Source organism: Candidatus Egerieousia sp. (assembly GCF_056211015.1).
Map to the genome: position 1 here is coordinate 1 of NZ_JBAELF010000116.1, position 25,298 is coordinate 25,298.

20 protein-coding genes are annotated in these 25,298 nt (G+C 46.7%); 18 read left to right on the forward strand and 2 right to left on the reverse strand.

Annotated elements, in window-relative coordinates; genetic code table 11:
• From AC06L3_RS07790 to rsxA, 17 genes are all read left to right on the forward strand, one after another.
• A partial coding sequence (locus AC06L3_RS07790; protein WP_475670054.1) for a nucleoside transporter C-terminal domain-containing protein occupies positions 1 to 471 on the forward strand: 471 nt, incomplete at its 5' end.
• Between the two features lie 24 nt (positions 472 to 495).
• Entirely contained in the window at positions 496 to 3,123 is a 2,628-nt protein-coding gene (gene alaS, locus AC06L3_RS07795) for an alanine--tRNA ligase (RefSeq protein ID WP_475670055.1), read from the forward strand.
• Positions 3,124 to 3,136: 13 nt separating this feature from the next.
• Entirely contained in the window at positions 3,137 to 4,648 is a 1,512-nt protein-coding gene (locus AC06L3_RS07800) for an LptF/LptG family permease (protein WP_475670056.1), read from the forward strand.
• A gap of 4 nt (positions 4,649 to 4,652) precedes the next feature.
• A complete protein-coding gene (gene fmt, locus AC06L3_RS07805) occupies positions 4,653 to 5,630 on the forward strand; it encodes a methionyl-tRNA formyltransferase (RefSeq protein ID WP_475670057.1) in 978 nt (325 codons plus the stop codon).
• A gap of 3 nt (positions 5,631 to 5,633) precedes the next feature.
• Positions 5,634 to 6,611: a peptidoglycan DD-metalloendopeptidase family protein gene (locus AC06L3_RS07810; protein WP_475670058.1), complete on the forward strand. Its 978-nt coding sequence runs from the start codon at positions 5,634 to 5,636 to the stop codon at positions 6,609 to 6,611.
• A gap of 11 nt (positions 6,612 to 6,622) precedes the next feature.
• Entirely contained in the window at positions 6,623 to 7,579 is a 957-nt protein-coding gene (locus AC06L3_RS07815; protein ID WP_475670059.1) for a M23 family metallopeptidase, read from the forward strand.
• A 17-nt stretch (positions 7,580 to 7,596) separates the two neighbouring features.
• A complete protein-coding gene (locus AC06L3_RS07820) occupies positions 7,597 to 7,917 on the forward strand; it encodes a MerR family transcriptional regulator (protein WP_475670060.1) in 321 nt (106 codons plus the stop codon).
• 55 nt (positions 7,918 to 7,972) lie between these two features.
• A complete protein-coding gene (locus AC06L3_RS07825) occupies positions 7,973 to 8,824 on the forward strand; it encodes a zinc ribbon domain-containing protein (RefSeq protein WP_475670061.1) in 852 nt (283 codons plus the stop codon).
• Complete coding sequence (gene dnaB, locus AC06L3_RS07830; protein WP_475670062.1) at positions 8,824 to 10,320, forward strand: replicative DNA helicase; 1,497 nt, start codon at positions 8,824 to 8,826, stop codon at positions 10,318 to 10,320. Before AC06L3_RS07825 ends, dnaB begins: the two co-directional genes overlap by 1 nt.
• A 13-nt stretch (positions 10,321 to 10,333) precedes the next feature.
• On the forward strand, positions 10,334 to 11,191 hold the full coding sequence (locus AC06L3_RS07835) for a DUF3108 domain-containing protein (RefSeq protein WP_475670063.1): 858 nt from the start codon (positions 10,334 to 10,336) through the stop codon (positions 11,189 to 11,191).
• A 7-nt stretch (positions 11,192 to 11,198) separates the two neighbouring features.
• Positions 11,199 to 11,615, forward strand: a complete 417-nt coding sequence (locus AC06L3_RS07840; protein ID WP_475670064.1) for a SoxR reducing system RseC family protein — start codon at positions 11,199 to 11,201, stop codon at positions 11,613 to 11,615.
• 21 nt (positions 11,616 to 11,636) lie between these two features.
• The gene (locus AC06L3_RS07845; protein WP_475670065.1) at positions 11,637 to 12,563 is read left to right on the forward strand and encodes a Fe-S cluster domain-containing protein; all 927 of its coding nucleotides are present in this window, start codon (positions 11,637 to 11,639) and stop codon (positions 12,561 to 12,563) included.
• Positions 12,564 to 12,579: 16 nt separating this feature from the next.
• Positions 12,580 to 13,911 carry an electron transport complex subunit RsxC gene (rsxC, locus tag AC06L3_RS07850; protein WP_475670066.1) on the forward strand — a complete coding sequence of 444 codons (1,332 nt, stop codon included), beginning with the start codon at positions 12,580 to 12,582 and terminating at the stop codon, positions 13,909 to 13,911.
• A 59-nt stretch (positions 13,912 to 13,970) separates the two neighbouring features.
• The gene (locus AC06L3_RS07855) at positions 13,971 to 14,960 is read left to right on the forward strand and encodes an RnfABCDGE type electron transport complex subunit D (protein ID WP_475670067.1); all 990 of its coding nucleotides are present in this window, start codon (positions 13,971 to 13,973) and stop codon (positions 14,958 to 14,960) included.
• 2 nt (positions 14,961 to 14,962) lie between these two features.
• Positions 14,963 to 15,736: an RnfABCDGE type electron transport complex subunit G gene (locus tag AC06L3_RS07860; protein WP_475670068.1), complete on the forward strand. Its 774-nt coding sequence runs from the start codon at positions 14,963 to 14,965 to the stop codon at positions 15,734 to 15,736.
• Positions 15,737 to 15,748: 12 nt separating this feature from the next.
• Entirely contained in the window at positions 15,749 to 16,333 is a 585-nt protein-coding gene (locus AC06L3_RS07865) for an RnfABCDGE type electron transport complex subunit E (RefSeq protein WP_475670069.1), read from the forward strand.
• A 6-nt stretch (positions 16,334 to 16,339) separates the two neighbouring features.
• A complete protein-coding gene (rsxA, locus tag AC06L3_RS07870) occupies positions 16,340 to 16,939 on the forward strand; it encodes an electron transport complex subunit RsxA (protein ID WP_475670070.1) in 600 nt (199 codons plus the stop codon).
• Between the two features lie 65 nt (positions 16,940 to 17,004).
• Here the strand turns inward: rsxA and AC06L3_RS07875 are convergent, their stop codons facing one another.
• Together AC06L3_RS07875 and AC06L3_RS07880 are read right to left on the reverse strand one after the other, a co-directional pair.
• Positions 17,005 to 18,690, reverse strand: a complete 1,686-nt coding sequence (locus AC06L3_RS07875) for a SusD/RagB family nutrient-binding outer membrane lipoprotein (RefSeq protein ID WP_475670071.1) — start codon at positions 18,688 to 18,690, stop codon at positions 17,005 to 17,007.
• 20 nt (positions 18,691 to 18,710) lie between these two features.
• A complete protein-coding gene (locus AC06L3_RS07880) occupies positions 18,711 to 21,824 on the reverse strand; it encodes a SusC/RagA family TonB-linked outer membrane protein (protein ID WP_475670072.1) in 3,114 nt (1,037 codons plus the stop codon).
• Positions 21,825 to 22,164: 340 nt separating this feature from the next.
• On the opposite strand from AC06L3_RS07880, the gene AC06L3_RS07885 reads away from it, so the two are divergent.
• Positions 22,165 to 25,296 (forward strand): SusC/RagA family TonB-linked outer membrane protein, encoded by a 3,132-nt coding sequence (locus AC06L3_RS07885; protein WP_475670073.1) that lies wholly within the window; start codon positions 22,165 to 22,167, stop codon positions 25,294 to 25,296.
• Positions 25,297 to 25,298 lie beyond the last annotated feature (2 nt).

Consider the following 25,298-nt stretch of genomic DNA (forward strand, 5'->3'; position numbering starts at 1 on the left):
GCGCTCATAGCAGGATTCAACTACATTTTCGGACTGGTTGGCAACTGGACAGGCCTCAACTCTCTCATTGCAAGTGCAACTGACGGAAGGTTCACAGGCATTTCATTGCAGTTCATCCTGGCATACGTGTTCTATCCTGTAATCTGGCTCACAGGCATAAACGGTGCGGACCTTCCACTTGTTGGGCAGCTGCTCGGCGAGAAACTCATAATGACAGAGTTCATTGGTTACCAGTCACTGGCAAACATGCTCCAGTCCGGCGCATTCGTTTCTGCAAAATCTGCAATAATGGGAACATACGTTCTCTGCGGCTTTGCGAACTTTGCATCGATAGGAATCCTCATAGGAGGCATTGGCGGTATGGCTCCGAGCAAGAAGTCAATGATATCCTCATACGGATTGCGCGCCCTGCTGGCTGCAGCTCTGGTTGCACTGGTAAGCGCTGCAATGGTTGGCATGTTCCTTGTATAATCTGACAGAACAATTTAGAATAATATGACATCTACAGAAATAAGAGAAACTTTCTTGAAATTCTTTGAATCCAAGGGGCACGCAATCGTGAAGTCAGCCCCTATGGTTGTAAAGAACGACCCTACCTTAATGTTCACCAACGCCGGCATGAACCAGTTCAAGGATATTTTCCTTGGTAATGCCTCACCAATGAGCAAACGTGCCACCGACAGTCAGAAGTGCCTGCGCGTAAGCGGAAAGCACAACGATCTCGAGGAGGTTGGAATGGACACATACCACCATACCATGTTCGAGATGCTCGGAAACTGGAGTTTTGGGGATTACTTCAAGGAAGATGCTATAGCCTGGGCCTGGGAACTTCTCACCGAGGTTTTCAAACTGAACAAGGAGCATCTTTATGCCACGGTGTTCGAGGGTTATGAAAAGGATGGTCTGTCAATGGATATGGAGGCCTACAACAGCTGGTTGCGCTTCCTTCCTGCAGACCATATCATAAAGGGCAACAAGAAAGACAATTTCTGGGAGATGGGTGATACAGGCCCTTGCGGTCCTTGCAGCGAGATTCACATAGACCTCAGAAGCGATGCAGAGCGTGCTCAGATTTCAGGTGCGGAGATGGTTAACAAAGGCCATCATCTTGTAATTGAGATATGGAACCTGGTGTTCATGCAGTACAACAGGAAGGCCAACGGGCAGTTAGAGGCACTTCCTGCAAAGCACGTTGATACAGGAATGGGTCTCGAACGCCTTTGCATGGCATTGCAGGGCAAGCAGAGCAACTATGACACCGATGTTTTCCAGACACTCATTTCTGCAATATGCTCAATGAGCGGCAGGAAATACGGTGAGGATGCGCAGACAGACACAGCAATGCGTGTTATCTCAGACCACATCCGTGCAATAAGCTTCTCAATATGTGACGGTCAGCTTCCATCCAACGTTAAAGCAGGTTACGTCATAAGGAGAATACTCAGAAGGGCTGTGAGATATTACTATACCTTCCTCGGAATCAAGGAACCAATGCTTTACAGACTCGTACCTACACTTGTAGCACAGATGGGTTCCGCTTATCCTGAGATAGCCGCACAGCAGGCTCTTGTGGAGAAGGTCATAAAGGAGGAGGAGGAGGCATTCCTCAGAACACTCTACAAAGGAATCAAGCTGCTTGACGACCTCATTGAAAAGGCAAGGCAGGCAGGCGGCAACAAGGAAATCAACGGAAAGGACGCCTTTGTGCTCTATGACACATTCGGTTTCCCTATAGATCTCACCGAGCTGATAGCCAAGGAGAACGGATTCACCGTGAATCTGCCTGAATTCGAGCAGGAACTTGCAAAGCAGAAGAACAGAAGCCGCAACGCCACATCGATAGAGGAGGGCGACTGGGTTGAGATAGCACCATACGTGAACACTGAGTTCACTGGCTATGACAATCTTTGCGAGGACTGCATACATATACTCAAATACAGGACCGTAAAGGCAAAAGGCAGGACAAGCTACCAGCTTGTGTTCGACAGGACTCCGTTCTATGCAGAGAGCGGCGGACAGGTGGGTGATACAGGCTCCATCACAGGTGAGGATGGGAACAGGATTGCTATCGTTAACACAATCAAGGAGAACGGACTCAGGATCCATATTGCCGAGATGATACCTGTTTCTCCTGAGCAGTGCTTCAAGGCAGAGGTTGACAAGGACAGAAGGGCAGCCATTGCAGCCAACCACAGTGCAACCCACCTTCTGCATCATGCATTGAGAAATATCATAGGAACACATATAGAGCAGAAGGGTTCGTTCGTATGTGACGGCTATTTCAGACTCGATTTCTCCCACTTCGAGAAAATCTCCGATGCGGATTTGAGAAAGGTTGAGAAAATGGTCAACTCCCTTATCCGCGCCAACTCTCCTCTTGATGAAAAGAGGGATGTTCCTATCGAGCAGGCAAAACAGATGGGCGCCATGGCTCTGTTCACCGAGAAATACGGAGACAAGGTAAGAGTCATAAGATTCGGTGATTCAATAGAGTTCTGCGGCGGTACTCATACTTCCGCTACCGGAAACATAGGAATGTTCAAGATTGTTTCCGAGAGTGCCGTTGCCGCCGGCGTGCGCAGGATTGAAGCTGTCACAGGTGCGGCGGCCGAGGAGATGTTCAACAATATGCAGGATGTGTTCACAACGCTCAAGTCCCTGTTCAACAATACTCCTGATCTGGCTCAGAGCATCACAAAGCTCATAGCCGAGAACGATTCTATAAAGAAGAATGTTGAGGAACTGCTCAAGGAGCGTGCCGTAAGCATAAAGAACAATCTTCTCAGCAAGTCCAGGACTATAAATGGATACAATGTGATCACACTCAACGGCCCTATGAAGCCTGATATGGTTAAGAACATTGCATTCATGCTCAAGAACGAGACAAGCAATACCATTTTTGCGGCTGCAACTTCATTCGAAGACAAGCCAACCCTCACCCTCATGTACACCGATGACCTTGTGAAGAACGGATTCAATGCGGGCAAGGATGTCCGCGAGGCCGCCAAACTCATAAACGGTGGCGGTGGCGGCCAGCCTTCTCTGGCATCCGCAGGTGGCAGGAATATAGCAGGCCTTTCACAGGCCCTTGAGGCAATGGTGAATTCAGCCGTGAAGGAATAACAAAAGATTTGAAATGAAGAAACTCGACCAATACATGCTCAAGTCCTTCCTGGGGCCTCTGATAATGACCTTCCTCATAGTGATTTTTGTCCTTATGATGCAGTTCCTGTGGCTGTACATAGACGAACTGGTGGGCAAGGGCCTGAGCCTTGGCATTGTGCTCGAGTTCATTGGCTGGGGCAGCGCAACGCTCATTCCGCTGGCACTGCCTCTGGCAACCCTTCTTGCCTCAATCATGACAATGGGCAATATGGGCGAGAACAACGAGCTGCTTGCAATGAAGGCGGCGGGAATATCGCTCGGCAGGATAATGATGCCACTGATATGTGCTTCTGTCATTATAAGCATAGGTGCCTTCTTCATTTCAAACGACCTGATACCCGTTGCCTGGAACAAGATTTACACCCTTAGAGACGACATAGGTTCCACAAAGGAGGAAATCAAGATTCCAACCGGAATATTCTATTCAGGGGTGGAAGGATATACCATCAGGGTGGAGGAAAGGGACAACAACAATATGATGCATGGAATAATGCTCTATAACCATTCCTCCTCATATAAAGGCAACACCAATCTCACTCTCGCGGATTCAGGCAGCGTGAAAATGGCCGAAAACAAGGAGAGCATGATTCTCACGCTGTATAACGGTATCAACTACGAAGAGCAGAACGAACTGAATTATAAGGATACTTCATTGGTTCTCAAGCGGGTGAGCTTCACAATGCAGAACATTGTCATTCCATTGAAGAACTATGCTTTCAAGAAATCCAAGGATGTCAAGTACAACAGCGAGGTAATGACAAAATCGCTGAAGACCTTGAGAATGGACAGGGATTCCCTGGGCCGTATATATGACAGTGCTCTGGTCAACTCTCTGGCAAGAGAGCAGCTGTCATCAAGACTGGCATACAGGTTTCAGCATCAAAAGGAAAATCAGAAGGATTACAAAGGAAGCATTGACTATGACCAGCTTTTCCACTGGAAGAATGCCTCTGAGGAGGAAGAGGCTCTGGAACAGGCCAGAATGCGCATAGAGAGTCAGACCAGCAATCTCAGTTTCATAAACAGCGAGCTTTTCAACGTTGCATATCCTTTGCGCCGCTCCAAGATTGAATCATACAGGAAGTTCAGCCTCTCGCTGGCCTGCCTGCTGTTCTTCTTTGTAGGTGCGCCGCTGGGAGCCATAATCAGGAAGGGAGGTCTTGGAACGCCAGTGATAATATCCATACTTTTCTTTGTGGTTTACTGGGTGTTTGACATAAGCGGAAAGAAATTGTCGAACGATGCGGAACTCACTCCTTTTATGGGTGCGTTCATGTCATCATTCGTCCTCATTCCAATAGGGACATTCCTGACATACAAGGCTATAAAGGATTCGGCAATTTTCCATGCCGATGCTTATAAGATTTTCTTCACAAGGCTCACGGCCCGTTTTTCTTCCACTTATGATAGATATAGAAATCATTTCAAGGTGGTGCGCCTGCTGAGAAAGGGCGCTTTTGGAAAGAAGTCGCTGAAAAAATAGGAAAATGAAGTTCAGAATAATCTATATGGGAACACCGGAATTTGCGGTGGAACCATTGAGAACCCTGCTTGATGCAGGATATGATGTGGCTGCAGTTGTTACGGCGCCCGACAAACCAAGCGGGCGCGGCTGCAGAATGAATGAAAGCGCAGTAAAGAAATTTGCGCTTGAAAGAGGACTGCCCGTGCTTCAGCCGGACAAGCTCCGCAACGAGGATTTCCTGGCACAACTAAGGGAAATCAATGCGGATCTGTTCGTGGTGGTGGCATTCAGGATGCTGCCATCGGTAGTGTGGAAAATGCCAAGACTGGGAACTTTCAACCTGCATGCTTCCCTGCTGCCGCAGTACAGGGGGGCCGCCCCTATAAACTGGGCCATAATCAACGGGGAGAAGGAAACAGGTGTTACAAGCTTCATGCTCGACGAGCAGATTGATACAGGTGGCATTCTCCTTCAGGAAAGGACAACTATAAGGGAGAACGAGAACATAGGCGAACTATACGACCGCCTGATGACAATGGGTGCCTCCCTTCTGCTCCGTACGGTTGAGGGTCTGGCAGCAGGCACTCTGAAGCCTGTGGCGCAGACTGTTGACAATGATACAGTATTGAAACCGGCTCCTAAAATAACAAAGGAAAGCTGCCGTATGGACTGGAAGCAGCCTGCCGGGAAACTGCACTGTTTCGTACGCGGTCTCTCGCCATACCCTGCTGCCTGGAGCACTCTTGCGAATGAAGAAAAGAGCATTGATGTCAAGCTGTTCGAGGTCCATTGTGATTCGTGCCCGGACGGTATTGATGCCGTGAGCCGCTACTGTGCCGAGCCGGGGACAATTCTCACCGATAGCAAGACTTATTTGAAAGTGGCAACATCCTGCGGAATGCTTTACATTGATTCGCTTCAACTGGCAGGCAAGCGCAGAATGAACATCAAGGAGTTCCTGATGGGCTTCCGCGGACCGGACAGATTCAGATTCATTTAAAGTATGTTCTGGAAGAGGAAATATGTATATAACAAGCATACCAAACTCTTTGAAGTACACCGCCTTCCAATAAAGCGATACCTTCAGGGGGGCTTTGCCATGTTTGTTGTGAGCGTGTGCCTCTTTTTCGTTTATATGTTCATTTACCAGCATTATTTTGGCGGAACGCTGCCAAAGACGCTGGATTTGCAGCTCAAGTCCATAGCGCTCAAGTCAAAGCTCGAGCTTCTTGAAAAGGAAATGGCTTCCAAGGACGAGGCACTTCAGGAACTGCAGCTGAGGGACAACAATGTTTACAGACCTATTTATGGTCTGGAGGAGATACCTGCGCAGGAAAGGAATTCCTCCATAACTTCCCCGGGGAGATACGACAGCCTTGATGTTTTCATAGACGGAGATTATGTGAGACAGATAGAGCGTACCATTGACATGCTGTACAAGAAGGCTTACGTCCAGACCTTGTCATACGACGAGGTACTTGCTTTCGCCATCCGTTCCGATGATATGGCTCGCTGTGTTCCGGCAATTCCTCCCGTGAACATGGACAGGGTAAGGTTGGTAAGCCGCTTCGGTTACCGCTCGGATCCTTTCACCAGAGCCTACACCTATCACTCCGGAATTGACCTCTCAGGCCGCAGGGGAGAGCACATACATGCCACAGGCGATGGTACTGTATGCGAGGTGGGCAGAGTTTTCCACGGATATGGAATAGAGATAGTTGTGAATCACGGCTTCGGTTACAAGACAAGATATGCGCACCTGAACAGAGTGTATGTGAAACTGGGAGACAAAGTTAGCAGGGGGGACTACATAGGCGATCTTGGAAACACAGGGCGTTCAACAGGACCGCATCTTCATTACGAAGTCATTTACAGGGGAAACAGGATGAACCCGTTGAACTACTTCGATACAGGTATGAAAGGAGCCGAATACAGGACACTCATTTCGGATACTCCGGTTTCAAGCAATGTGAAAAAATAAGCTTAGCGGATATGAAACTGTTCAGATACGATGAGAAAAACAGCGTTTTCGTTGAGGTGGACCGCGGAATAAAGTGGCTGCTGAAAACAGGCCTCATACTGTTTGCCTGCAGTCTGGCCCTTTCCGTTCTGTATTACGTTATCTTCTCGAATGTTTACAGCACAAAGGAGGAAAAGCTCCTTGAGCGTGACAATGCTCTCATGGAAAAGGAGATTGCATCCATTGAAAAGAGAATGAACGTTCTGGACAGCAGTCTGCAATATCTCCAGTTCAGGGACAGGGACATTTACCGCACCATTTTCAAGGCGGAGCCGCCTGCACTTACCATTGCCGACAAGGAAATGTTCCTCCAGAGCGATATCGATACAGGAAAGATAGACAGACTCATTCACAGAACATCGGACTGGGTCAGGGAACTGAAGAAGCACGCTGAAATCATATCGCTGTATATAAAAACAATCGAGGGGGAATTTGACCAGCTGGGCAGCGATGTGCTTTATATACCATCGATAGTGCCATTGAGAAAATATTCCATAAGCCAGTTCGGAGCCAGCTATGGCCAGAAGATAACGCCTTTCTTCAAGACACTGAACAAGCATAATGGCATTGACCTGATAGCAGCAGGAGGGACCGAAGTGCTTGCAGCGGGCTCAGGCGTAGTTGATGCGGTTGCACAGAATAGCAAGGGCGATGGAAACGTGCTGGTCATCAATCATTTGAACGGATATAAGACAAGATACTGCCATCTGGGATTAATCAAGGTCAGAAGGGGGCAGAGCATAAAGAAAGGAACCGTGATTGCAACGGTTGGCAACACGGGAATATCGCTTGCACCGCATCTGCATTATGAAGTCATGTACAGAGGTGCCTATGTGGATCCTGTAAACTATTTCTTTGCGGACCTCGCGCCTGCCAAGTTCCGCAATGCAGTATCCATTTCAACCAACGCAGGACAATCACTGGATTAAGTAAAGTCAAAGCATATATGAAACTTTTCTACACAATTTCGGAAGTGGCCTCAATCATAGGCGAGAGCGCCACACTGGTACGGTTCTGGTCCAATTCCTTCCCGGAGTACATAAAACCTTCCAGAAACCTCAAGCAGAACCGCATGTTCACTCAGAAGGATCTGGATGCAATAAAGAGAATACATTATCTGGTCAAGGAAAAGGGTATGACTCTGGAAGGCGCGCGTTCAATGATGAAAAACAACAAGGACGGAGTGGATAGCACCGCTGAGATAATAGGCAGGCTCACCGCTGTGAAGGATATGCTTTTAAATGTAAGGAACTCTTTGGATAAGTAGGAAAATTTCATAAATTTGCGAGTTTCAAATTCGATAATAACTCTTGATAATTGATATGGCCACAATTAAGAAGAAAACCAATGTTGTAGTGCCTCCTGTAGTGGAGGGAGAAACATTTGCGTCATTACAGATTGCAAAGAATCTTGATACGCAGATAAGTATAGAGGAAAAGCTGCGCCTTCTGTATAAATTGCAGCAGACAGACACCAGGATAGACAAACTGGTCCTTTTGCGCGGAGAACTTCCTCTTGAGGTAGCAGACCTTGAGGATGAGGTGGCAGGAATGGAAACAAGAAGCGCCAATCTTGCAAAGGACATTGCTTCCACAAAGGAGTACATTGCACAGAAGAAGCAGGACGTTATCAATGCAAAGTCACTCATAGAGAAATATGAGCAGCAGTGCAAGAACGTAAAGAACAACCGTGAGTACGATTCACTCACAAAGGAGATCGAGTATCAGGACCTTGACAGGCAGGTGAGCGAGAAGAACATAGCGGACAGCACCCTGGCCCTGAACGAGAAGCAGCAGCAGTTCGAGGAGCTTGCAAATACAATTGCAGCAAAGAAGGAGAATCTTGAGATAAAGAAAGGCGAGCTTGATTCAATCATTGAGGAAACCCGCATACAGGAAGAGGGACTGCTCAAGGAGTCCGGGAAAATTGCAGAGAAGCTTGATTCAAGAACCCTTAACGCATACAACAAGGTAAGGAGCAATGCTCACAACCATCTTGCAGTTGTAACCGTATCAAGGGATTCATGCGGCGGTTGCTTCAACAAGATACCTGCACAGAAGATTCTTGACATTAACGCAAGCAAGAAGATAATCGTATGCGAGTATTGCGGCCGCATACTTGTAAAGCCTGAAATCGAAGGCGAGGTTCCACAGCAGGAAGAGACTGAAGAATAATGGAGAAGGCAGCCCCTGCAAGGACAAGAGGCTCAATAAAGCAGAAGGAAGTTGAAATCCTTGGCTTGGAAGCCGGAATAAAGCCCCCTCAGGCAACGGATATTGAGGAGGCTGTCCTTGGCACGCTACTTATTGAACAGGACGCCATTGCGGAAGTGATGGACGAACTGAATCCTGACTGCTTCTACAAGGAGGCGCACAGGAAGATATTCAAGGCAATGTCATCCCTGGCTGCCAACCATGACCCTGTTGATACATACACGGTAGCCAACGAACTTGCAAAGACGGGTGATCTCGAAGAGATTGGCGGTGCATCATACCTGAGTTCCCTCAGTTTGAAGATTGGCGCTGCGGCTCATCTTGACTATCATACCAAGGTCCTTCTCCAGAAGTTCATACAGAGGGAGATGATATCCATTTCCATTGGTATGCAGAAGGATGCACTCAATGATGAGATGCCGGTTGACGATCTTCTGAACACAACACAGCAGAAACTCTTCAATCTTTCCGACAAGAACATGAAGCGTGACACCCAGGTAGCCCAGGATGTTATCAATGAGGTGATTGAGGACCTGCAGGAGGTTCAGAACAGGACCGATGGGCTGAGCGGTGTGGCAAGCGGCTACACTGGCATTGATTCCTATACACTTGGATGGCAGCCTTCTGACCTTGTAATCATTGCTGCCCGTCCGTCAATGGGCAAGACAGCGTTCGTGCTTACAATGGCAAGGAACATGGCTGTTGAATACCATACTCCCGTAGCGTTCTTCTCGCTGGAAATGAGCAGCAAGCAGCTGATGAAACGTCTTATGATAAGTGAGACAGGCCTCGTTTCGGAAAAGATCAAGGGCGGTGTTAAAATGTCAATGGAGGACTGGGATGTCCTCAATGAAAGGATTACAAGACTTTCATCATCGCCGTTGTACATAGATGACACTCCATCACTTTCCATATTCGAGTTCCGTTCGAAGGCCCGCAAGTTGGTGGCCAATCATGGCGTCAAGGCCATAATAATCGACTACCTGCAGCTTATGGTAGGACCTCCTGAGCTGAGGGGAATGCGTGAGCAGGAAGTTTCAGCCATCTCGCGTTCGCTCAAGGCCATAGCAAAGGACCTTCAGGTTCCTATCATAGCTCTTTCACAGCTGAGCCGTGCGGTTGAGACCAGAGGCGGAGCCAAGATACCTCAATTGAGTGACCTCAGGGAATCCGGAGCCATAGAGCAGGACGCAGATATAGTAATGTTCATCCACCGTCCGGGTTATTATGGAGTTGAAGACCCTGCACAGAAGGATATAGCCAACATTATCATTGCGAAGCACAGGAACGGAGCCGTGGGCGAGGTTGAGATGAAGTTCAGGAACTCCGAAGTGCGTTTCGTTGACGCCACCGATGCCGCTCTGGAAAATGTTGAAAGTTATATGCAGCTTACGGAATCCCGTGCAAATGCCCAGGTCGATGATCTTGGCAATGATCTGGAAGCGCCTTGGGAATAGAGAATTCACTTTTATGAAAAGGTATTCAAGATTCGCATTTTTGTCCGTGGCAATATTTGCTCTCTCTCTTGGGGGAGCATTTTCCGTATTTGCACAGAACAATGAAGTATATATTGGTAATGAATATGCCGTGAAACTGGCCCGTGAAAGGCGGCTTCCGTTCAAGAGCGGCGAGCAGCTCACTTACACTCTGGGTTACCAATGGGGCAGCATCAACTCCGATGTGGGGGAGGGTGTCATTTCAACCAGCTTTGCAGATAGTACTTTCTCTGCGGTGATTGACGGACGCACAACAAAGCTCTTCGACTTTTTCTTCAAGGTCAGGGAACGTTTTGAAACCACGGTGAGCCTGCGCACGATGCGACCTCTGAAGTTCTATAGGGAATCGCACGAAGGAAAGTACTCAATGATAAACAAATACACCTTCAACCCTGATTATTCCATAAACGCTGAAACAATACGTATGGGCGAGGCTGCTCCTGACACACTGCTTCAGGGCAATGCCTATACCTACGATCTGGTTTCCCTGTTCTTCAGCGCCAGATGCATTGATTTCACCAATGTGGAACCTGATGTCAAGCATCCCATAGCCTTTGCAATAGACAGGACCATATACAATATGTATTTCATATACAGGGGCAGGGATGAGATTTCAGTCAAGGGAATAGGCAAGTTCAATGCCCTCAAGTTCAACGTAAGGCTCGTTGCCGGAGAGGTGTTCACCGGAAACGATGAGATGACTCTCTGGGTGAGCGACGATTCCAACAAGATTCCTCTGCTCTTTGAGTCAAAGATTTTGAAGGGAACCGTTTATGGCAGACTTAAGAAATACAAGAATCTCGCCTGGCCTATGTCCAGCAAAATCAAGTAGTTGACAAATGGAAGAGATAGTTCATCCTGGCATAGTCAGGAAAATAGACGGGAACAGGATAGGAGTGAGCATAGTGAGCAAGTCAATGTGCTCCGAATGCCATGCCAAGGGCATGTGCTCCCTCAGTGAAATGAAAGTCAAGGAAATAGAGGTCATCAGCAGTTTTCCGGAGGAATTCTCCGTTGGGCAGATGGTTGACCTGCACATCACAAGGAGCCTTGGAATGAAGGCTGTGTGGATATCATACGGCATTCCTCTGATTATCCTATTGACTTTTTTATTATTTTTGCTCGTTATATGTGAGAATGAATTGCTCGCCGGAGCTGTTTCAATAGGAGCGGTTGCAGTGTATTATTTCATTATATTCTTCTACCGCAACAGAATAGCAAAGGACGTGACATTCACCATCAGCGCAAAACAATAATTTTTTTTATATATAAACTTAATGAGTACTATTATTATCTACACTGTGGTCAGCCTCAGCCTTCTAGGTCTGTTGCTGGCCGTTGTGCTTTATTTTGTAGCACAAAAATTCAAAGTGGAGGAGAACCCGCTTATCGACACCATTGAGGCAATCATGCCGGGTGCCAATTGCGGTGGTTGCGGCAACGCAGGCTGCAGGGCTTTTGCCGAGGCTTGCGTAAAAGCAGGCAATCTTGATGCTCAGTTCTGTCCTGTAGGTGGCAATGAAACCATGAAGAAGGTTGCAGCCGCCATGGGACTGGAAGTGGCTGAGAAGGCTCCTATGGTTGCAGTGGTACGCTGCAACGGATCCTGCGCCAACAGGGCAAAGACAACAACCTACGATGGTTACAAGTCATGCGCTGTTATGAACTCTCTCTATCCTGGTGATACAGGATGCCGTTACGGCTGTCTTGGCTGTGGCGATTGTACAAAAGCCTGCCAGTTCGGTGCCATTTCAATGGATCCCCAAACAGGTCTTCCTGTTGTTGATCAGGACAAATGTACCGCTTGCGGCGCTTGCGCAAAGGCTTGTCCAAAGGGCGTTATCGAGCTCAGGAACAAGGGTATCAAGAACAGAAGAGTTTTCGTAAGCTGTATAAACAAGGATAAGGGCGCTGTTGCAAGAAAGGCCTGCAAGGCTGCCTGCATAGGTTGCGGCAAGTGTGCTAAGACCTGTCCTTTCGAGGCTATCACAGTAGAAAACAACGTTGCATACATAGATTACACCAAGTGCAAGATGTGTACAAAATGCGTTGCCGAGTGCCCTACTGGCGCAATTCACGCTGTAAACTTCCCTCCAAGGCCAGCTGCTCCTGCAGCTCCGAAGGCTCCTGTGACTCCGGCGGCTGAACCTGCTGCAGAAGCAAAGAAAGTTGCTGAACCTATCGCTGTAGAAAAAAATAACTAATCCCAAACTGAAGAATATGAAGACATTTTCCATAGGTGGTGTGCATCCTGCAGACAACAAGATTTCCGCAGATGCTGCAATTGAACAGTTCCCTGTTCCTGAGGTGGCTTATATTTCCATGTCTCAGCATTTGGGAGCTCCTGCAGAGCCTATAGTTGCTGCAGGTGATAAAGTTAAAGTAGGTCAGCTTATAGCAAATCCTGCCGGTTTCATTTCAGCACCGGTTCACTCCTCCGTTTCAGGTACCGTAAAGGGCATTGAAACAATCAAGGACCTTGCCGGTAACTTCTGCAAGGCCGTTGTGATTGAGGTTGAAGGTGACGAGTGGGTTGAAACCATAGACAGAAGCGCTGAGGTGGTAAGCGAAATCAAGCTTGAGCCTAAGGCAATAGTTGACAAGATAAAGGAGATGGGTATTGTAGGTCTTGGTGGAGCTACATTCCCTACAGGCGTGAAACTCAGCCCTCCTCCAGGAAAGAAGGCGGAGTTCCTTATCATCAACGGAGCTGAGTGCGAGCCATATCTTACATCTGACTACAGACTTCTGGTTGAGTGCCCTGAGCAGGTTCTCATAGGCGCAGCAATCATGATGAGGGCTCTTGGAGTTACAAAGGGTTTTGTTGGCGTTGAGGAGAACAAACCTAAAGCCATAGAGATTCTCAAGGGATTCCACAGCAAATATCCACAGATAGAGATAGTAACTCTCAAGAAGAAATATCCGCAGGGCGGTGAGAAACAGCTGATTGATGCTGTAGTTGGACGTCAGGTTCCTTCAATGGGCCTTCCTATTGATACAGGTGCCGTTGTTCAGAACGTTGGTACTGCATTCGCAGTTTACGAGGCCGTTCAGAAGAACAAACCTCTGTTCGAGGGCATCATGACAGTAACAGGCCAGTGCGCTGCACAGCAGAAGAACTACAGACACAGAGTTGGAACACCTCTGAGCAAGATAATGGAAGTTTCAGGCGGAATACCTGAGAACGCAGCCAAGATCATCAGCGGCGGTCCTATGATGGGCAAGGCAATCAACAATATAGATGCTCCTACACTCAAGGGTACCTCTTCAATACTCTACCTCACAGAAGAGCAGACAAAGAGAAAACCAGAGAGCAACTGTATCAGATGCGCAAAATGCGTTGCAGCATGCCCTATGGGTCTTGAGCCATTCCTTCTCAACAAGCTTGCAAAGGCAAAGAGATGGGATGACGCCGAAGCCAACAAGATTTATGACTGTATAGAGTGCGGTTGCTGCTCATTCACATGTCCGGCATACATTCCGCTTCTCGACAATATCAGACTCGGAAAGGCTACAGTAATGAAGATCATGAAGAGCCGCCCTAAAAAATAACAATTAGTGAAAAATAAGGATAACCCGAGAATTCGGGTTATTAATAAAAACTATTAATAATGAAACAACTGCTTGTATCACCTTCTCCACACGTTCACGGAGAGGCTAATACCAGAAAATTGATGAGGGACGTGGTGATTGCGCTGCTCCCTGCCGTTGCGGTTTCAATATATTTCTTTGGCCTGAGCGCCATTAAGATGCTGGTTGTTGCATTGGTATCCTGCCTGCTTGTTGAGTGGCTCATTCAGAAGTTCCTCCTCAAGGGCGAGTGTACAATATGTGACTGGTCAGCTACTGTAACAGCCGTACTCCTTATGCTCAACCTTCCACCTGCAGCACCTTGGTGGATCATGGTTATAGGTGCCGTTGTGGCAATAGGCATTGCCAAGATGACTTTCGGCGGTCTCGGACAGAACCTGTTCAACCCTGCTCTTGTAGGCCGTGTATTCCTTCTCGTTTCATTCCCTGTAATAATGACCACCTGGACCACACCTGAAGGCTGGTTCGGCGCAAGCGTTGATGCCGTATCCGGCGCAACACCTCTGGCATTTGTAAAGGAAGCTCTCAAGAACGGAGCTACAGTACAGGAAATCTTCGAGGCAAATCCTGGCTTGAGCTGGTCACAGCTGCTTTTCGCAAGAGTAGGTTCGGCAGGTGAGATTTCTGCAATAGCACTGCTCATAGGCTTTGTATATCTTCTTGCAAGAAAGGTTATCAGACCTCATATCACCCTTTCAATCTGGATTTCAGTATTTGTATTCGCCGGCATTCTCTGGCTTGTAAATCCTGCAAGATTCGTTGATCCTGTATTCCAGCTTCTCACCGGTGGTATGCTCCTGGGTTCAATCTTCATGGCAACAGACTACGTTACCTCACCAATGACTCCAAAAGGTCAGATCATATTCGGTTGCGGTATAGGTATTCTCACAGTGCTCATCAGAACATTCGGTGCTTACCCTGAGGGAATTTCATTCGCAATATTGATTATGAACGCTGTTGTTCCTCTTATCAATATGTATGTAAAACCTAAAAGATTCGGGAGGAAATAATCATGGCAAGAGAATCTAATTTCACCAATATGGTTGTAACCCTCTTTGCTGTATGTCTTCTTGCATCGGCTGTAGTGGGTGTTGTATATGCAGTAACAGAGGAGCCTATTGCAGCTACAGAGATGGCAAAGACCAATGCCGCAATCGGACAGGTGGTTCCTGAGTTCAACAATACTCCTTCAGAGGACGTTATGGACGTTGAAGGCGTAAGGGTTTATCCTGCACTCAAGGACGGTCAGCCTGTAGCATACGCCATTGAGGCTGTTACTTCAAAAGGTTTCGGCGGTTCAATCAAACTTATGGTAGGTATAACCACCGATGGCACAATTCACGGAATAAGCGTTCTTTCACACAGCGAGACCCCGGGCCTTGGTGCAAAGATTGATGATCCTGAAGGAATACGCGTACAGTTCTGTGGCAAGAATCCTGAGACCGACGGTTTCAAGATGGTTGTAAAGAAAGACGGAGGTGACGTTGACGCCATCACAGCTTCAACCATTTCTTCAAGAGCATTCTGCGATGCAGTTACAAATGCATACAATACATTCAAGGCCATTGCCGGCGTACAGAATGCAGGCACTTGCAAATGCGGTGGCAAGCATGAAGGCTGCACAGGTTCATGTGATGGCTGCAACGCATGCCAGGAGTGCGCATCCCAGGAGGAAGTTCTTCCTGAAGGCTGGCAGCACGTTTGCACAGAAGAGGGATGTTTCTATATAGATGCCCAGGGCAACAGGCACGATACCCTTCCCCAGGCAGCTGAGTCTAACAATTAATATGAATGTACTATGAGTAAATTCGGATTGATTACCAAAGGAATTATCAAAGAGAATCCTACATTCGTATTGGTTCTCGGTATGTGTCCTACACTGGGCACTACAACCTCAGCCATCAATGGTCTGGGAATGGGACTTGCTACAACATTCGTCCTCATTCTTTCCAACATGGTGATTTCAGCAATAGCAGGACTCATACCTGGGAAGGTACGTATCCCTTGCTACATTGTTGTGATTGCAGCTTTCGTTACAGTTCTCCAGCTCGTTATGCAGGCGTATGTTCCTGACCTTTACGCAACTCTTGGTCTGTTCATACCGCTTATTGTTGTGAACTGTATAGTTCTTGGCCGTGCAGAGGCTTTCGCTAACAAGAATTCAATCGTTGATTCCGCTCTCGACGGAATTGGCATAGGTCTCGGTTTCGCATGCTCTCTTACCGTTATCGGTTTCATAAGGGAGATTCTCGGTTCACTGGCCGTATTCGGACACAAGTTCGCAGCTGCCGACGGTGCTCTTGCATTCGTCCTGGCTCCAGGCGCATTCCTCGTGCTCGGTTATCTTATGGTATTGTTCAACAAGCTTAAAGCAAATAAATAAACTGATATGGAATATCTGATTATTATTATTTCGGCAATATTTGTGAACAACATCCTGTTGTCACAATTCCTTGGCGTTTGTCCATTCCTTGGTGTTTCCAACAAGGTATCAACCGCTACCGGTATGAGCGCAGCCGTATGTTTTGTTGTAACAATAGCAACATTGGTATCATACCTTGTACAGTATTACATTCTCGTTCCTCTTCACATTGAGTACATGCAGACCATTGCATTCATTCTGGTTATTGCAGCTCTTGTGCAGATGGTTGAGATCATACTAAAGAAAGTGAGCCCTACACTGTATCAGGCGCTTGGTATATTCCTTCCTTTGATTACCACAAACTGTGTTGTACTCGGTGTGGCAATAAGCGTTGTTACAAAGGAATTCTCATTCGGTGGTGAAGCACATATGCTCAACCTGGGCGAAAGCATAGTATATGCTCTTGCCTGCGCAGTAGGTTACGGTCTTGCAATGGTTATCTTTGCCGGTTTGAGAGAGCAGCTTGATCTTGCCAGTGTTCCTAAATCATTCAAGGGTGTTCCTATTGCTTTGATTACAGCAGGTATCCTTGCTCTTGCATTTATGGGATTCAGCGGTCTGGTTTAGTGCTTATATCTCCAAATAAAAAAAGGTGGCGTGAGCCACCTTTTTTTATTTACAGCAGTATGTTGTTAGTCAACATCCCACCAAACGTTCTTCTGAACATCGTCCTTGCCACCAAGTCTTGCAATGGCGTCATTCAGGTTCTCTGCATTTGTTGTCTGCTCACCTGCAGGATAGTATCCGCGTTTGATATATGCGTTAGGAGTGTTGTTGTCATAATCTGACTGGCTTCTGTGGAAGTCTGCATATACGTGTGCGAAAGGAATGAGAACAGGTTTGTGATACTGCCTGTGGTCAGACCATGCCTCGTATGCGTTCTCAATGAAACCAGCAATCCACTTCTGGGTAATAATCTTGTCCATTGCTGTGTTGTTTGCACCGGCATTGTCATCCCATTTAACGCTTGTTCCATTTACATTCTTTGCATCAGATGCAATGTATGTGCTGATTACTGCATCTGAGAAGCCCAGATACTTCATATCGGCTCTGATACCTTCCTCATAGTTGGCCTTTGCGTCTCCAGCACCTGAAATGCCGCGCTCTGCAGCAATTGCCTTGAGAAAACAAGCCTCAGCATATTTGATGATAGGCCAAGGTCTTGCTGCTGTAGCATAGTAGAATGGTCCTATTGCTGAATAGTTCTGGTCATTGTCTGAACTGCCATAAAGGAACTCACCTCCAAGTGTGCTTGAGTTAGCCCAACCTGGATCACTTCCTCTCCAGTGACCAATCTTGCTTGCGTCAACGTAACCGCGCTCGCCAACTACACCAAAGTGAACAAGACCGCGTGGGTCAACTTTTGCAGGATGCTCAACGGCATTCATGACTTCAGCCCTGACATTGCTGTTCTTTGCAGCTTCGCTGCCTGCAGCAGGCCAGTCAATGCCGCCAAGGTTGGTCATTATGTTGTAATATGACAGGCACATGTGAACTGTTGAGTGGCTTGAACCTCTACCGTAATAGAGAGGATTCCAGGAGTAATCGGAGTTGCTCTCGTCACCCATTGCCATCATTGCCTCTTCATCTGCTGAAGAAATGATGCCATCGCTCAAAGCCTTTGCCGCCTGTGTCTTTGCTGTGGATGCGTCTGCGTCGTAGATACGCAAAGCCATTCTCAGACGAATTGTGTTGGCAAGCTTGATCCATTTCTGTGTGTCACCGCCATAAATGAGGTCATAACTTCCAATGTTTCCCTTGCCGTTCTTAAGTCCTGCAACAGCTTCGTCAAGCTGGCTGAACATTGCTGTATAAACATCTTTCTGATTGTCATACTTAGGAAGAGTTGCCTCTGCAGAAGCAGCCTCTGTATAAGGAATGTCACCGAAGAAATCAGTAACACGCAGCATTGTCCAAACTTTCCAAACCATTGCCATGTAGCCAACGTTTGAGTTCGTGTTACCGTCCGCATTATTGGCATATGTACGGATGATGTTGTTGAGGTTCGTAAGACATGTGTATGGCTGATCCCATGCGTGACCAACATCCTGATTGGTCATGAAGTAGTCTGAAGCGGACTGGGTGCTGTTTGCATCATACTCGCAGAATGTGGCAATTGTAATCTGCTCACCTGACTGATAGGTGTTTCTGTAAGATATTGAGCGTGAAACAGCATACTGGAACTCGAATTTAGGATCAACGTTGCCCGCAGAAGGACTGTTAGGGCTAACGTTCATATCCTCGAATTTGCTTGTACAGCTGGTCATCAAAAGAAGTACAGATGCAACAGCTAGAACTGATTTGAATATTCTTTTCATAATTGTCTCCTTTTTGATGTTTAGAATGTTACATTAAGGTTGAATCCGAAACGGCGTGTAGATGGAAGAGCGCAGGTCTCAACACCCTGTGCGGTGCCTGTTGAGAATGTACACTCAGGATCGTAGCCCGGGAGGTCGTTGTAGAAGAAGAAGAGGTTGGTACCAACAACGCTGAGTTTGAGGTTGCTGATGATTGTACCGTTGAACCATCTCTTAGGGAAGGTGTAACCAAGGCTCATTTCACGCATGCGTACGTTTGTTGTACTGTACATATAGTATCCCTGGTTGCCGTAGAACTGACCATAGTAAGTTGTAGGGTCAAGTTCAACAGTGTTAGGAAGACCTGTGTTAACGTTTACACCTTCACTTATCAGACCCTTGCCTGTAGCGTAGTATTCTGCACGGCCAGGGAGTGTGCTTGCTGTCTGTCCGTTGCTCTCAAGTCTCATCATTGACTGGAGATACATCTTACCGCCGATACGTGCGTCAATGTGGAAGTTGAAGTCGAATCCCTTGTATGACAATGAAGAACTCAAGCTGCCCATCCAGTCCGGGTTCATGTTTCCTTTGCTTCTCTTGGTTGCGTCAACTACATATTTACCATTGTCACCAACGAGTTTCTCACCTTTCTCATTAACCTTGATGTCGTTTGTAAGGATTTCACCGTAAGGCTCGCCTACCTGTGCAACAACCTGGATGTTCTGGCCCATAGGGTTGGCAAGAACGTATGTATCCATACCTTCTGCAAGTTCCTTGACCTTTGACCAGTTCTTGGTATAGTTGAAAGAGAGTTTCCAATTCCATTCCTTTGTCTCGATAGGAATTACATCAACTACCAGCTCGATACCCTTGTTCTGAATCTTACCTGCGTTAACAAGCTTTGCTGTGTAACCTGAGGTGATTGATGTAGGAAGGCTGATGATCTGATCCTTGGTTGTCTGATCATACCATGTGAAATCGAATCCGAAACGGCCGTCGAAGAACCTTGACTCGATACCCAGCTCATAACCGCTCTGTCTTTCAGGTTTGAGCTCTGCGTTAGGACGTGTGCCAGGAAGTGTAGCTATCATCTGGCCGCCTGCCTGGTTTGAAGCTGTTGACATTACAGGATAAAGCTCGTATGGAGAAGTATCCTTACCAACCTGTGCGTAAGCTGCTCTAACCTTTGCGTATGTCCACCATGTAGGAACGTTCACATTGAGTTTGTTCAACATCTCGGTAACAACCAGACCTGCTGATACAGATGGATAGAAATATGACCATTTGTTCTTTGGAAGGGTTGATGACCAGTCGTTACGAGCTGTAACATCCAGGAATACATAACCGTCGTACTCTGCATGGAACATACCGTAGATTGACTGAATCTCCTTCTCTGAAGTGCTGCTTGAAGCTGAGATTGTCTTACCGTTTGAAATGGTGTAGAGTTCAGGAACGTTCAGACCTGTTGCAGACTCTGAAGTTGATCTGCTGTTTCTGTGCATGATGTTTCCACCAAAGCTTCCTGAAAGGTTGAATTTTGAACCAAGGAAGTTGTCCTTGTGAGCTGAGAGCATGAAGTCTGCGTTAACCTCTGAGAAGTTGAGGGTGTTCACATTGTATGAACCGTCCGGTGTACCTGAGGTAAGGCCGTGGCGTACCCATCTGTCCTTATGTGTGGAATAGGTGTCAATACCATACTGACCCTTGATGTCCAACCAAGGAAGAATCTGATATTTGAGGGAGCCGTGAGCTGTAACACGGTTTGTACGGTCTGTGTTGCCTGTGAGGTTTGTGATGGCCCAAGGGTTCTGGATTGTAGAAAGCTTGCTGCCTGTCATGTTCTCATACCAGTCGAGTATTTCGCCATCCTCGTTGAAAAGAGGCTCCATATCGCGGAGATTGATACTTCTAGGAGTATAAATCAAAGCGAAGATAGGGTTGTAGCTTGATACTGACAATGCAGGGCGGTTCTTGCCTTTCTGGTTAGCATACTGGATCTTTACCTCAGCTGTGAGTTTTGGGAGGATCTCAGTGCTTACGCGTGCTGTAAGATTGGTCTTGTAAATGCCGTTGTTAGGAATAACACCGTTCTGTCTCATGTTGGAAACACCGAATCTGTAGGTTGATTTCTCTGTACCGCCAGATACGTCGAGTGAGTTGGTCAGGGAGTAACCTGTTTCCATGAATGAGCTGAAGTTGTTGCCTTTAGCCTCCATAGGTTTGCTTGTTGCGCCTTTGGTCTTCCAGTAAGGAACGGATGTTCCCATCTTAGGACCCCAGGAAACACGTGAGCTCTGGTCCCATGCACCTGCGGTACCCTGGCCGTATTCGTTCTGGAAATCAGGCTGGAGAGCTACATTCTCGAATGTGAAATTGCTGTTGAAGTTAACAACAGGTTTGGTACCTTTCTTGCCGCTCTTGGTTGTAACGAGGATAACACCCGCACCACCGCGTGAACCGTAGAGAGCTGCAGCTGAAGGGCCTTTCAATACAGAGATTGACTCAATGTCATCAGGGTTCAGCATTGACATACCATCACCGTAGTCGAAACCACCCCAAGCCATGCCGTCTGTATCGTCGCAACCCTGTGTGTTGTCAAAAGGAACACCATCAACCACTACCAGAGGCTGGTTGTTGTTCAATGAAGACTCACCACGGATAACGATACGGTTTGAACCACCAGGAACGCTTGTACCTGTAACGGTCATACCGGCAATCTTACCTGAAAGTGAAGAAACAACGTTATCGGTACGGTTCTCAATGAGAGATGAACCTTTAACGTCCTGAACTGCGTATGTGAGGGCTTTCTTCTCCCTCTTCATACCCATAGCTGTTACAACTACGTCATCGAGAAGAACGGCGTCCTCAGCCATCTTAACGTCAATGACAGATTTGTTGTTTACAGGAACAACTGCTGTCTGCATTCCCATTACTGAGAACTCGAGTGTTCCATTAACAGGAGCGTTGATGGTGTATTTACCGTCAATGTCTGTTGAAACACCTGTAGTTGTTCCTTGAATCATTACAAATACGCCAACCATCGGTTCCCCGTTAGGGTCGGTGACTGTACCTGTAACCTTCGCGTTCTGTGCAAAAGCAAGGCTTGCGCAAAGCATCATTGCCAGAACCAATCCGAATGATTTAAGTTTAAACATAGATTGTTTGTTAGGTTAATAATTAATTAAGTGTTGGTTTGTATGAATTTGTTATAAATTTTTACTTTTCAGGCGGTTTTCCGCATAAATTTTACAAATTTATAATAATAATTCTAATTTTCAAGCACAGCGATAGTTAATTGCAGCACTCCGCTGAAATTTCATAGCTGTCGCCAGTGAAAAACTTTCATTCATCTATTAAAAAATATATAAAAAAAAGTATTAAATAAGAAAAATGTTGTAAATTTGCTCAATGTTGTATACAAGGCACAATTTTTTTAACTAACCTAATTTATAACTTATGTTCATTAATCATTTTAAATCTTTAAGATTTTTACTGATGAGCGTTGCAGCAGTGCTTCTTTCAGCAGGTGTTGCCCTTGCTCAGAATGTAAAGGTTACTGGTACAGTTACTGATCCGGCCGGCGAGCCAATGGTAGGTGTATTCGTAATGGTTCAAGGAACAACTACAGGTGTTTCAACAGACATTGATGGTAAATACGCTCTCAATGCTCCTGCAAACGGAACCCTCGTATTCTCAGTAATGGGAATGAAGGACGCTGTAGTTGGAGTAAACAACAAATCTGTCATCAATGTGACAATGCAGGAAGATGCAGTTGCACTTGATGATGTAGTTGTAACCGCCATGGGTATCAAGAAAGAGAGAAAAGCCCTCGGTTATTCAGTTACAGAGATGAGTTCAAAGGAACTCCTGAAGAACAAACAGACCAACGTTGTAAACTCATTGGCAGGTAAGGTTGCCGGTGTTAACGTTACACAGTCAGGTGGTGCTGCCGGTGCAGGTTCTTCAATTATCATCCGTGGCGGAAACTCAGTAAACGAGAGCCGTGACAACCAGCCTTTGTTCGTTGTTGACGGTATCATTTACGATAACTCCACAGTCAACGGTGGTAACTCTGGTACAGACGGTGTCACAAAGACAGCCACAACATTCTCAAACCGTGTAATGGATATCAACCCTGAGGATATTGAGAGCATGTCTGTCCTCAAAGGTGCAGCCGCAGCCGCTCTTTACGGATCACGCGCAGCAGACGGTGTTATCGTTATCACAACCAAGAAAGGTAATGGTGACGGCAGAGTACAGGTTAACTTCTCAAGCAAGTACACCTATTCAACAGTTACATCAGGCCCTTCAATCCAGAGCGTTTATGGAAGAGGTTCATACGATATGAACGGTGTTCTTCAGACCGATCAGATCACTTCTTCTTGGGGTGAAAAGATTACCGGTAAGGTTTATGACAACGTAAGCGACTTCTTCAGAGGCGGTAACATTTGGGACAACAACCTCAGTGTTTCAGGTGGTAACAAGAACGGCAGCTTCTATCTTTCAGCTTCACGTTACGATCAGGCCGGTGTTGTTCGCAAGACCGGTTATGACAAGACCACTTTCCGTTTCAACGGTGAGCAGAAATACGGCAAGATTTCAGTAGGCGCTAATGTATCCTATTCAGTAGCCAACACAAAGAAGACCCTTACATCTTCAGGTTTGTACGATGGTGGCGGTAACGGTACCATGACAGCGTTGTACGGATGGGCTAGAAATGAGAATATGTCTTACTGGTTGAACGAGGACGGAACAAAACACAGAATGTTCCCTAATCAGGATCCTGCAAACGACGTTGAGAACCCATACTGGATTATCAACAAGAACAACCTGACAGACCGCAACGAGCGTTTCACAGGTGCTGTCAATGCAAATGCAAACATCACCGATTGGCTGAACGTTTCATACAGAGTAGGTGTTGATACCTATAATAATGATTCATACACATACATCGCTCCTGGTGCAGCCGCAAAGGAGACATATCAGAACGGCCGTTTGAGCAAGAGCAAGGTTAACTACACATACCTTACCAATAACCTTATGGTTAACGCTCACAAAACTTTCGGTGACTTTGACTTCAACCTCCTCGTAGGTGGTACATCTGAGTTGACCAAGAGGGTAAGACAGAGCCAGTGGGGTTGGGATTTCGTTCTCCCTGGAACAATAAGCTTCGGTAACATACTTGATAAGAACAAACACTTTACAGAGTCAACTTCACGCAAGCGCCTCCTCGGTCTTTACGGTGAGTTCCGCGCCGCTTACAAGAACATTGCTTACCTGACAGTTACAGGACGTAACGACTGGTCTTCAACACTTCCAAAGAGCAACCAGTCTTACTTCTATCCATCAGTAAGCGGTTCATTCGTGTTCACAGAGGTTCTTCCTAAGAACGACATTCTTACTTTCGGTAAGGTAAGAGCTTCCTGGGCAAAGGTTGGTAAGGATGCTGACCCATACCTTACAAACTTCTATATGTGGGATTCAGAGGTTGTTAACGGCAACTTCACAGGTGTTGGTAACAGCTGGACAGGTGGTTCTTCAAACATGAAGCCTGAGATTCAGAAATCCTGGGAAGTAGGTGCTGAGATGAAATTCTTCAACGGACGTTTGAACGCTGACTTCACATACTACAACTCAAAGACAGACGATCAGATCATCAGCCCTCGTCTTGCTCAGTCAACAGGTTACATTTTCCTTACCACAAACTGCGGTTCCGTATCTAATAAAGGTATTGAGCTTATGTTGAGCGGTACTCCTATTGAGAGCAAGAATTTCTCTTGGAACATTACCGTGAATATGGCAAAAAACAAGGGTACTCTTGGCGATTTCATAACAGGAGTTGATATTCTCTATGTAACCGACGTTCAGCTCGGTGGTATCAAGGCTGCTTCAATTCCTAACGGCAACTTCCTCGCCCTTACCGGTAACCGTTGGTTGAGAGAGAAGGTAGACGGAGAGGAGCTTAGCAACGGCCGCTATCAGGTTGATGCCGCTACCGGTCTTTACAAACTCGAAGGCAACACAACAAACATAGTTGGTAACCGTGAGCCGAAACTCACAGGTGGTATCAGCAATGACTTCCGTTACAAGAACCTCACATTGTCATTCCTCCTCGACTTCCGTATTGGTGGTGACATCTACAATGGTACACAGTACTACCTCACAGGACGTGGCCAGTCTCTCATGACAGCTGCAAACCGTGACAAAGTTACCGTTTCCGGTGTTGATTCAAAGACTATGGAGCCTGTTGAATATACTTATGAGAGAGGCCAGAATTATGTAATCAATGGCAAGACCTATGCAGGTGCTTACATGATACAGCAGTACTGGGGCAACTATCAGGAGAATGCATACAACTTCATGACAGAGACCAACTGGTTGAAACTCCGTTCAATCAGCCTTGCTTACGATTTCTCAAATCTTATCAAGGGTCAGTCATTCATCAAGAATCTTACAGCTACCGTTGCAGCAACAAACCTCTTCACTTGGACAAACTACAAGGGCGGTATGGATCCTGAGGTTGCAGCAGTTGGTTCAGGTACTGGTGGATCCGGTTCAGTAGGCGTTGACTACTGCGGTGTTCCTAGCCAGAGATCATTCTCATTTGGTGTAAACCTTACATTCTAATT